The sequence below is a fragment of the uncultured Bifidobacterium sp. genome (assembly GCF_959020145.1).
GTDB lineage: Bacteria > Actinomycetota > Actinomycetes > Actinomycetales > Bifidobacteriaceae > Bifidobacterium.
In genome coordinates, this window is sequence record NZ_CAUEQY010000034.1 from 1 (window position 1) to 10,708 (window position 10,708).

The window sequence follows — 10,708 nt, forward strand, 5'->3', positions numbered from 1 at the left end:
AAGCGAGATTACTGAAGCACAATTGCAGGGCCGGCTCCGCAACAGGATGCCGGCCCTTGCCGTATCTCAAGTTTTTATATTTAGTCTTGCGGGGTGAAGCTGTCGCGTGCGACGAGACTGGTGGAGATTCGCATATGCTGGCTGATTTTGCGGTCGGCGGTCAGCGCTTCGGCAAGCATAAGCACCGCGGCTTTCGCAAGCTCGTCCTGGCTAATGTCGTACGACGACAATGCGGGAGACGTGTATTTTGCGATCTCCTGATTGTTGATGCTGATTACTTTGATATCTCGCGGCACCATCACATTTTCGGTGGCAAATGCCTGCAGTACGCCAGCCGCCAACGGATCGGCTGCGACGATTACCGCGTCGGGCAGATCGTCCGCATGATCCTGCACCAACTGACGCCCCTGCAAACGGCCGTTTTCCACAGTGAACGGGCCGTCCGCATACACCAATCCTTGCGCATCCAATCCCAAGCGCAACGCCCAATTGCGGAATGCGAACGTACGAATATCTTCCGGATATTCATGCTTGCCCATAATGTTGCCCAAGCCGCCAATGAAGCCGATCCGAGAGCAACCCGACCCCATAAGCGCGTCGATCGCATCCAATATGGTTTGTTCCAAATCCGGCTGTACCGAATCGAACAATGCCGGCGCAGGATTGATGTCGATGAATACGCCGTGGGGGAGCTTCTTATGCAAGCGGTGAAGCGTCTTGTGATTTAGTGGGGACGGGCCGATCGAAATAAATCCCGCGTATTTATCGGCATCGGCGATCAGCGAATCCACGTCCTCGTGCATGGTCACGTTCATGCGCTGCTCTTCGGCATGCTTGACGAGCACTTCGCGCAGCTCGTCGAAATACGCGTCCTGCAAGCCCTTGTCGGGTACGACATTGTCGAGAATCGCAACATCCTGCGGAATGGTGATACGCTGGTATTGCGGTACGTTCTTGTATCCCATTTCCAGACTGGCGTTTAGAATCTTCTCGCGGGTGGAATCCTTCACCGAAAAAGTGGGATCGTCCTTCAAAACCCTGGAAACAGTGGCTTGGGAGAAACCTACCCGTTTCGCTATCTCTCTGATAGTGGCCATGTGAATCCTCCTCAAAGCCATCGTTGGCTAAACACGTTTACTAATTAATTTAGCACACATGCTCCCATCTCGCCATATTTCCTTCAAGCGTTTCACGAGATGAAGCAATCGTGCGACAAACGAGACTCCTCTTTACTCAGCTTGCCTCGGGGCGGCTTCGGGCAATGAAGTGCCCATGGTTTCGAGGCGCATGAGGAACTCGTTGGCGCTCATGGCGTTGCTCAACAGCGTGCCCTCGGCGAGCGTGCCTCCGATGGAACGGATGAACTCAACCTGGTCCAGGGACTCCACGCCATCGAACACCACATGGAACGCATCGTTATCGCGCGAAATCTCGAGCGTGCGCTGCATGATCTGCTTTGCGCGAGGCGTACGGAAATCGCGAACCACCGTCTTGTCGAATCGTGCGAAATCCAATGGCAGATGCGCGAACGCGGCAACCTCCGAATACGTGGTGCCAGCATTGGTCAAACCCAACTCGACGTTCGGCAAAGCGGCAAGAGCGGCAACCTCATCATCAACTTCATCATGCACCACATGAATGGCATGCGATCCCAACTGCAGGCCGAAACGCAGCTGTGGCTGCTCATGAGTCAACTGCTCCAAGCGCTCGTGGAAGATGGACGTGCCTAATTCCGAACCATTCATGCAAATGTCCACAATATCCAATTCGGGTGCCACCTTGCGGAATGCGGTCATGTCTTTCACGCAGGTTTCCAGCACGTCGAGCGTCAGCTGCACGCTCATGTTGAGACGATGCGCTTCAGCCGTTACGAAATACGGTGCCAGCGTACGGCCCTTCGCGTCATGCACGCGCACAATCGTATCCAGCGAAGTGATACGTTTCGTATTCACATCGAAAATCGGCTGGTAGAGCACGGAAATCGTATTGTCTTCGATCGCATGGCGAAGCACGTCGGAAGCGTTGAAATAGTCTCCCGAACCATTCTGCGCGGCGAGCGTGGACGTCATGCCGTCGACTACGGGCAGATTGGAGCTCTCCGACTCGTAGATGTGCGCGCTCGCATCGGCGAGGAGCACGGAGAAGCCGTCTGTCGCGTTCGAGAACGAAATGCTGCTCGATACGTCCACGGAAACCTCGCCTTCTTCGGTGTATACCGGCATGACGGCAAGATTGCGCATGCGCGTGGCCAACTCCTCCACATCGCTGGTTGACGTCACATCGGTTACGATCATGGCGAATTCCGCGCCGTTCACGCGCGAAAGCGTGGCGTTTCCCGGCAGCAGCTGGCTTAAACGCATGCCCACGGATCGCAGCACGGCATTGCCGATTTTGCGTCCATAATGTTCGTTGACGGTGCGCAAATGCTCCACGCCGAAATACACCACGGCAACCAGATTATGCACATTCTCGGTCTGCAGACTCTTCAAATGCCCGATGAACGCACGATACGTGAGTGCGCCGGTCAGCGTATCCGTTTCCGATTCGGTGCGTAGCAGCGTCACTTCCTTGTTCACGCGTAACGATTCGGTAAGCACTTCGCCGCAGGTGAGCAATATCGTCTCGTCGGTCGACATGAACGGACGATTCCAAATACTGCGTTCCATCGCGAGATAATACTGTCGCGAGCCGGTGGAAATAGGCGCGGAATAGCGGTAGGAATACCCTCTTTTATCAAGATTGTTTGCATTGCTGATGAAACAGCGCATGCGGGTGAGGCCACGATTGATGCGTCTTACGACGGTCTCTTCCGGCACTTGATTCGGCAACGGCAGCGCGTCGCTCACATTCGCTATGCATTTCAACGCACTTCGGGATCGCGTGAGCCGGCTCATCGTATCGACCGTCATCAGCAACAGCGAGTAGGCGATCAGTGCCAGCATGAACACGGAAAGCACGGTGGCAGTATCCGAGCCAATATTGGCGAACTCCAGAATTTCAGGAATCCACACAATCGCCATCAAATCAGCCAAAGCCATGGCAAGAATGTGGGACAGCGAATACTCGCGCATGGCTTTACGAATCGGAATTTGTACAAAAAAGAACGTTACAATATCACAAATCAATCGAATAATCGGCACTGCAACAGTCATAATCAGTAATGGCAGCAACCAATGCTGGAATTGATAAGGATTAATCGCAGCATTGACGGAATTCTGGCTGATGATAATTGACAGTACGTGAGAAGTGTTCGCAAATAATATTTTGATCAGTGGGATTGGCGCAAGCGTGGTTCCGGCGCGAAGAATGCCGATTTTCAGACTGCGTGCGGTGATGATCGACGTGATGATGGTAACGATGATCAGGAACATGGCCACGTCGGGAAAATAGCCGGTTACCAGCAGTATGACGGTCAACGGTGGCAGCACGGTGTGTTCGGCGGCAACGCGATACGACGAACGCTTTTTGTGGTAGATCAGGCACAGCAGAAAACACAGCGACCATATGCAGATGCGCGCAGGGTCTTCCATAAGTTGCTGCACGCCTTCCTGTGCATGGAATGCGATTGCGGCCGCAATGCACAACGCATAGATGATGGCCAGAATGGTGAGTCTGGCTGGTTTTCTGATGCCGTCTTTTGGCTGGCTGCCGGTGGCTGCCTGATGCTTTGATTGCTTCGATGTCATGATTGCCTGATTTCGTTCCCCTGTTGCGTGCCACTTTTACTGAAAAGTAGCGACTGCCTTGTGTTCCTGCCTTGTATTGTGTCTGTGGTCGCGTCTCGCTGCGGCAAGCGTTTATAGCACCGGTCCGATGATGCGCCACGGTGCGTTCGTGCCTTCCTCGGCGCTGTCCGGCTGCTCGTTTTCGTTGTTGCCCAACGATTCGTAGATATTGCCGTTCCAGATCACCTTGTCGCCTTGCTTGTACAGTACGTCTGGCTCCCACGTGGGGTAGGCCTGCTGCGAGGAATTCCAGCTGGCATTGTCGAAGTCGACGAGCGTGCCCGGCGTGCCTCGGAATCCTGACCCCAATGTGGTGGCGAATTCGCCGTCCGTCTGTTTCATGCCGCTGCAGAACGTTTTGAGCGTGTTGGTGTTCGTATAGTTTTCGCCGCATTGCTGGTCGCGGTTCAGCGACCACATGCTTAAGTGGCCCAGGCTTGTTTCCAGTGCGAACGTGTTGATTTCGCGCGCATTGTCGAGCGTGAAATACTCGTTTTTGGTATCGTTCTGGCCGATGAGCACGGTGGCTCCCAACAGCTCCCAGATCTGATGGTCGCTGAAGAGTTTGCCGCGACTGTACAGCAACGTTTTGTATTGCGCGTGGGCCGCGTTCAGCGAACTTTTGATCAGCGTGGATTGCGTGATCGACGTGGACGCCACGTTGAAATCCATGGTCATGAGATTCACGGTGGATAGCGTCACGCCGGCATCCAGAAACGCGTTCACGGTTTGCATTCCTTGCGTTGTAAGACCTTTCGCGTCGGCTGGAAGCGTCAAACTGATGATCAGATCGTGACTGGTATCGTCTTTCCCTTTGTTTTTGGCTTTTTCGTTGGCGATGAGTTTTGCCACGGCTTGCGCTCGCCGGGTTGCGGTTTCGCTGTACCCGTCGAGATTCGAGTTTTCGATGTCGAAGTCGAGCGAGGTGATGTGATAGCGGTCGATCACCTGCTGGTATGCGTCGGCAAGGGAATCGACGTCGGAACATGCGCTGGCAAGTTCGGTGCCGTTCTGCCCGCCGAAGCTGACGGTTACCGTGCGATCGGTTTTGTAGGTTTGCGCGATACGGCTGTCGAGATCGAGCGTGGAGGCCGCTTCGTCGAGCGTGTAGTAGCCGCCCCAGCTTGGCTGGCAGCCGTCGCCGGCGGTGACGAATCCGAGAATCACATTCCGGTAGACGTTGCCTACCTTGGATTCGAACTCGTATGAGGGTGTTGCGGTCACGTCCACATAGCCGCCGAACCAGGGTTCCGGCAATTTCTTAGCCGCCGTTCGCGTGAACGTGATCCACGACCATGTGCCGGCCGCGACGAGCGCGATGCACAGTATCGCTATGAACAGTCGGAGGAAGGAAAATCGTCTTCCTGGAAACAGGGGTTTCATCATTCCCTTTCGAAATCGTCAGGTCACCAATGTTGATGGGGACATTGGGGCGTCTAGCAGGCTGTGTCCCGCTGGGCTTCAGTGCATATGCGGGGGATTTTACGGGGGATTAAGCTTTCCTCTCGTGCGCTGTTTTCCTTATATCTCGCTTACAGTTAGGGAGTGTAGTCTGTGGCTAGTACGACGATTTCAACAGTGATGTATGGTTTATGCAGGTGAGGCAGCGCTGATAAGGCAAAGGGGTATATGGTGGCAAAAATAGGGGATTTTGACGGCGATGACCGCAGGCACCAGTGGGGTGCTGAAACCTCCACGCAACCGCTTGCGATCATGCATGCCAAGCCTTCGCCAACGCGCGTTGTGCGTGGTTACGTTGCCATCATCTGCACGGTTGTTTCATGGCTGATCTACATGATCACGATGATTCTGTCGTTGTTCGTCAACAATCCTTCACTCACGTTACGTTTTCGTGGTTGAAGGCGTGCTGTACATGACGATTGTGACCACGCTGATTTTCAGCGCGCTCGTCTACTTGACCACACGGCAAGGGGCGCTATACCGTTTCATCCGGCATGAACGCGTGCCTCGGGCGATGCTCGACGACCATTTCGCACACAACTACGATAAGGGAATCACAGTGCTGATTCCTTCGTACGTGGAACAGCCGAAAGTCGTCGAAAAAACGATCTGGTCGGCGGCATTGCAGGAATTTCCCGACCTTGCAGTCGTACTCCTAATCGACGATCCTCCGCATCCTAACAATGACGAAGCGCGAGCGATTCTCAAAGCAAGCCGCGAACTCATGCCGAAAGTATTGGCCGAATTGGCGGCACCTGCGGAACGTTTCACCAAAGCGCGCGACGAAACCGTTGCGGCGCTCGCCGATCAGATGGACGCAAGGCGTAGTGTGGTCGCACGCTGTGCGGAAGACTATCGTGCGGCCGCGCAATGGTTGGAGCATAAGGCCGACACATGGCTGGTCGAAGATCATACCGACGATTTCTTCTGCGACCAGGTATTGCGCGGTCTTGCACGCGACCTGCGTTTGACGGAACAGGCGTTGAACGAATCGATCACCCTGCAGCAGCATGTCGACGCGAATCGCATTCTGCAACTGTACGAACGTTTGGTACGCATTTTCACCGCAAAAGGATGGTCGTTCGAACGCAAGCTGTATGCGTCGACCTCCCGTGAAGGCAACAAAGCCATGAATCTGAATTCGTTCATCGGATTGATGGGGCACTCGCTCAAGCGCGTGGAAACGTCGGACGGGGTGATTCTGCGTGACGTGCGCGAGGGAGAATCTCCCGATTTCGTGATGCGCAATTCCGAATACGTGCTGACGTTGGACGCCGATTCCATGCTGTTGCGCGACTACTGCCTGCGCTTGGTGTACCAGATGGAACAGCCCGGCAATGAGCGCGTGGCCGTGATCCAAACCCCGTATTCCTCGTATCGTGGCGCGCCGACGCGAATCGAACGCATCGCGGCCGCCACCACCGACATTCAGCACATGCTGCATCAGGGCATGACCTACTATGACGCCACGTTCTGGGTAGGTGCGAACGCGGTGATCCGCAAGGCCGCGCTCGACGATATCTGCGTGGTGTCGACTGAGGGCACGCGCACGGTGAAAACGTATATTCAGGATCGCACGGTGATCGAGGACACCGAATCCAGCATCGATTTGGGTTATTTCGGCTGGCATTTGGTCAACTATCCGGAGCGGTTGAGCTATAGTGCCACCCCGCCTGATTTCGGTTCGTTGGTGGTGCAGCGGCGGCGTTGGGCGAATGGCGGTCTGCTGATCATCGGCAAATTCTTCCGTATTGTGCACGCGCGGCATCAGCAGGGCAATGATGTGAAGCTGGGTGAGTGGGCGCTGCGCGTGAACTATATGGCGTCCATCGCATGGTCGAGTTTCGGCCTGATGTTCCTCTTGGCATATCCGTTCGACCAGCGGTTGCTGAGCCCGTGGGTGGTGCTCGCGTCGCTGCCGTATTTCTCCACCATGTCGAGCGATTTGAAACGCAACGGGTATAAACGTTCCGATATTTTCCGTATTTACGGCTTCAACATCGTGCTGTTGACGGTGAATCTTTCCGGCACGCTCAAGTCGATTCAGCAGGGCATGACGAACACGAAGATTCCGTTCGCGCGTACGCCGAAAGTCAATAATCGTACCGCTTCTCCGGCATTGTATGTGACGATGCCGTGGGTGATCATCATTTACTCGTGCATGGTGTTCTACGCCGATACGCTTTCGCACAATTGGGGCAACGCGGTGTTCGCCGGTTTCAATGCGATCGTGACGTTCTGGGCGTTGACCGCGTATATCGGCATCTGGCATTCCGTGCAAGACATGGTGGTTGGTCTGGTCCGTTGGTTCTTCGTGCCGATCAAGGAGCCTCAGCAGGAGGCGGCCCGCAAGAAGGCCTCTTGGCGTGACGCCCTCTACTTCGGCGACCGCCAAATGATCTACGAGTCCCGCCCGCTGTAGCCTTGAGACTTCTCTAGCCCGTGTGTACGTGTACGGGCGGCGGTTGTAGATGCCTCCATTCCTATGCAACTTGCGTTTCCGTCTGCACGTCCTAGTGTTTGGGGAGGATGGCCGCACGTTTTTGGCTTGCTGACCTCACGATTTGGGAAAAAGCGGAAAATAAAATCGTAAGGTCGAAACCAAATCGCAATCGTGCGACGGGACTCAAGATTGCAACGGTCGGTACATCAAAATCATGATATGAAGGAACGGGGTCGCAGCATCCTGGTGTCCATCATTTCGAGGAATGACGGGTAGGTGTGTCGAAACGTTTGACAAAGCTGAGTTGCTGGCTTACGATTAGTGAAACGTTTCGACGAAACGATTCGATAAAATACGAGCGTGATTCTGCGGAAGAAATTCCGGAAGGCTCGGCGGATGGCTTTGTTGAACGATGGACGAGAGCTGCGGTACGCATGACGTGTAACGCAAATGACTTGGAGAGCCGAAGGAGGCGGAAGATGACGGGCATCAAAGATGTGGCTCGGGAGGCGGGGGTGTCAGTCAGCACCGTTTCGTACGTACTTTCCGGCAAGCGTTCCATCTCCGCCAAAACCACCGATAAGGTGATGGCCGCCGTTGAACGACTTGGATATACTCCGGATGCCAGCGCCCGTAAAATGCGTGGTATGCGTAATCATATTTTTGCGCTCAGCGCGCCGATTCGCGGTGATATCAATCAGGCCAAATACAACGCTTACTTTCTGCAGACCGCATGGCAGGCAAAGAACCGTGGCTACGATGTGCTGTTGCTTACCGGCGAGGACGCGGTGGCCGACATTCGGCGCGTGACGCAAAGCAACTTGGTTGATGGCGTGGTGCTGCTCGACATTGAGGAACATGACGAGCGTACCGCCCAGGCTGGCTCATATTCCAAACCCTGTGTGGCCATCGGTTACCCTGCAGAGCATGAAGGCTGTGCCTGTGTCGATATCGATTTTGCCACGGCTGGTCGTATGGCTGTGGATTGCCTGTATTCCAAGGGGCATCGGAGCGCTATGTTTTTGCGTGACAATGAGACCGATTACGATCGCGGTTCGGGCTATGTGCTGCTGTTCCGCAAGGCTTTGCTGGAACGTGCCGAAGAGTTGGGCATGACGATTCATGAATCCTCCAAGCATCGTGACGATCGCTTTGATGCCGCGGAATTCGTGCGTGAGCTTCGTTCTTTGGATGAGCGCCCCACGGCGATTGTCAACCAGGCGAACGCCAATGTGCTGAAGTTGGTATTGCAGCAATTACAGGCTTCGGGATTGCGGGTGCCAGATGATATTTCGGTATTGTCGTGCGGCACGTATTTCGAGGGAGAGCTGATGCCGCAGCCGATTACCGAGATGCCGGTCATGCCGCAGGAATTATGTTCTAAGGCTGTGGATCTGCTGGTCGACGCCATCGATGAGCATCGCGACATCAAGGGATTGGTGGAGCTGTCCGCTCCGGTCATGCATAGTCGAGGTTCCGTTACCAAAGTTGGTGACGTGTGAAAAGAAGGTTGTAGGAGTATGTCCGTGAAAGGCGGACGGATTTCCGTATCCATAATCGAAACGATTCGAAAGTAAGTGAAGGCGTTGTAGCCGAAGCGAAGATGGTGATTGCCGAATTGAAAAGCGCCAATCCGCGGCCATCGTCGAAACGTTTCGAAAAAAGGAGGCGACACATATCAATCTTCATAACTGAAAAACAACTTGAGACATAACTCAACAACACAACCACCAATAACAAAGGAGAACCATGAAGATCACACGAGGCATCGCACTTGCGGCCGCGGCGGCAATGTCGCTGACCACGCTCGCTGCATGCGGCAGCGACACCGCGCAAGACGAGGAAACGCCAGACAGCCTGTCGTTCTGGTATTACGAGGAAGACGACGCTGGCCAGACCCAGGCATGGCGTCGCGCCGCGGAAGCCTTCGAAAAGGAAACGGGTGTCAAAATCAATTTCGAACGCAAGTCGTTCACGCAGATCGCGCAGAACGGCAGCCAATTCCTCAATTCCGATGAGGCGCCGGATCTTATGGAATCCAATCGCGGCAACGGTTCGGCCGGCGTGCTCTCCACCATGGGGCTGCTCACCGATTTGGGTGATTACGTCGATCAATACGGTTGGGACAAGAAGGTGACCGGCGCCAATGCGGCCGTGGCCAAGTATGATGAAAACGGCATCATGGATGGTGACACCTGGTACGGCATGACCAGTTACGCGGAATTCCAGCGCGTCTACTACAACAAGGATCTGTTCGCCAAGTACGGGCTGGAGATTCCGACCACCTATGACGAGTTCGTGGACGTCTGCCAGAAATTCGTGGATGCCGGAGTGACGCCGATCGCCGCCGACGCGCAGGAATACGGCGTGATGTGGCTGTGGTGGCAGCTGGTTTCCAAGGAGGCCGACGCCAAATTCATCGACAACTGGCAGCTCTACAAGGGCGATGTCGACTGGAACTCCAAGATTCTCACCAATTCCGTGAGCACCATCAACGACTGGCTCGACAAGGGCTTCATCTCCCACAACGCCACCGGTATGAAGGCCGAAGACACCACGCAGGCATTCATCAAGGGGGAGTATCCGATCTATCAGACCGGCACCTGGAATCAGGGACGTTTCGTCAAGCAGATCACCACTTTCGATTGGGACGCCGCGGTGATGCCGGAATCGAATTTCGCGATTGGCTGCGCAGGCAATCTGCTGGTGATTCCGGAACGCTCTCACCACAAGGATCTCGCTGCGAAGTTCATTGACTACGTGCTTTCCGACGATGTGCAGAACTACCTCGGCAACGCCGGCGGAATTCCGGTGGCGGGCGACGCCAGCAAGATCAACGACGAGAAGAGCAAGGCCATGATCGAGGAATACGCCTCCTACGCCAATGATGGCAAGCTCAGCTACTACCCGGATTACGCCGCTTCCAACCTTACCGATGCTGTTCCGGCGGAATTCCAGGAACTGGTGAACGGCACCAAGAAGCCGGCCGACGTGCTCAAGGGTATCCACGAGAAGTACGACGTCGGTGTGGAAGACATGGGCGTCAAGACCAACTGATCGTATATCTGATCTCATATCC

General features: G+C 54.8%; 7 protein-coding genes. 4 read left to right on the forward strand and 3 right to left on the reverse strand.

Annotated elements, in window-relative coordinates:
- Window positions 1–80: 80 nt before the first annotated feature.
- The 3 genes from Q5H33_RS07175 to Q5H33_RS07185 all read right to left on the reverse strand — a co-directional run bounded on the left by Q5H33_RS07175 (window position 81) and on the right by Q5H33_RS07185 (window position 5,111).
- Window positions 81–1,097, reverse strand: coding sequence for a LacI family DNA-binding transcriptional regulator (locus Q5H33_RS07175; RefSeq protein WP_302423766.1), 1,017 nt, complete (start codon window positions 1,095–1,097; stop codon window positions 81–83).
- 132 nt (window positions 1,098–1,229) lie between these two features.
- Window positions 1,230–3,686, reverse strand: a complete 2,457-nt coding sequence (locus Q5H33_RS07180; protein ID WP_117784378.1) for an EAL domain-containing protein — start codon at window positions 3,684–3,686, stop codon at window positions 1,230–1,232.
- A 111-nt stretch (window positions 3,687–3,797) separates the two neighbouring features.
- A complete protein-coding gene (locus tag Q5H33_RS07185; protein WP_065439255.1) occupies window positions 3,798–5,111 on the reverse strand; it encodes a chitinase in 1,314 nt (437 codons plus the stop codon).
- 246 nt (window positions 5,112–5,357) lie between these two features.
- Between Q5H33_RS07185 and Q5H33_RS07190 the strand changes: the two genes are divergently transcribed.
- The 4 genes from Q5H33_RS07190 (at window position 5,358) to Q5H33_RS07205 (ending at window position 10,686) form a co-directional block, all read left to right on the forward strand.
- Window positions 5,358–5,585 (forward strand): hypothetical protein, encoded by a 228-nt coding sequence (locus Q5H33_RS07190; protein WP_302423769.1) that lies wholly within the window; start codon window positions 5,358–5,360, stop codon window positions 5,583–5,585.
- A 13-nt stretch (window positions 5,586–5,598) separates the two neighbouring features.
- Window positions 5,599–7,608 (forward strand): glycosyltransferase family 2 protein, encoded by a 2,010-nt coding sequence (locus Q5H33_RS07195; protein ID WP_302423771.1) that lies wholly within the window; start codon window positions 5,599–5,601, stop codon window positions 7,606–7,608.
- A gap of 455 nt (window positions 7,609–8,063) precedes the next feature.
- Window positions 8,064–9,131, forward strand: coding sequence for a LacI family DNA-binding transcriptional regulator (locus Q5H33_RS07200; RefSeq protein WP_004223465.1), 1,068 nt, complete (start codon window positions 8,064–8,066; stop codon window positions 9,129–9,131).
- 247 nt (window positions 9,132–9,378) lie between these two features.
- Window positions 9,379–10,686, forward strand: a complete 1,308-nt coding sequence (locus Q5H33_RS07205) for an ABC transporter substrate-binding protein (RefSeq protein WP_004223460.1) — start codon at window positions 9,379–9,381, stop codon at window positions 10,684–10,686.
- The last annotated feature ends 22 nt before the right edge of the window (window positions 10,687–10,708 follow it).

Excerpts from the sequence above, each read along its gene's own strand:
- Q5H33_RS07175 (WP_302423766.1), bottom strand. The coding sequence starts at position 1,097 with ATGGCCACTATCAGAGAGATAGCGAAACGGGTAGGTTTCTCCCAAGCC.
- Q5H33_RS07180 (WP_117784378.1), bottom strand. The coding sequence starts at position 3,686 with ATGACATCGAAGCAATCAAAGCATCAGGCAGCCACCGGCAGCCAGCCA.
- Q5H33_RS07185 (WP_065439255.1), bottom strand. The coding sequence starts at position 5,111 with ATGATGAAACCCCTGTTTCCAGGAAGACGATTTTCCTTCCTCCGACTG.
- Q5H33_RS07195 (WP_302423771.1), top strand. The coding sequence starts at position 5,599 with ATGACGATTGTGACCACGCTGATTTTCAGCGCGCTCGTCTACTTGACC.
- Q5H33_RS07200 (WP_004223465.1), top strand. The coding sequence starts at position 8,064 with ATGACGTGTAACGCAAATGACTTGGAGAGCCGAAGGAGGCGGAAGATG.
- Q5H33_RS07205 (WP_004223460.1), top strand. The coding sequence starts at position 9,379 with ATGAAGATCACACGAGGCATCGCACTTGCGGCCGCGGCGGCAATGTCG.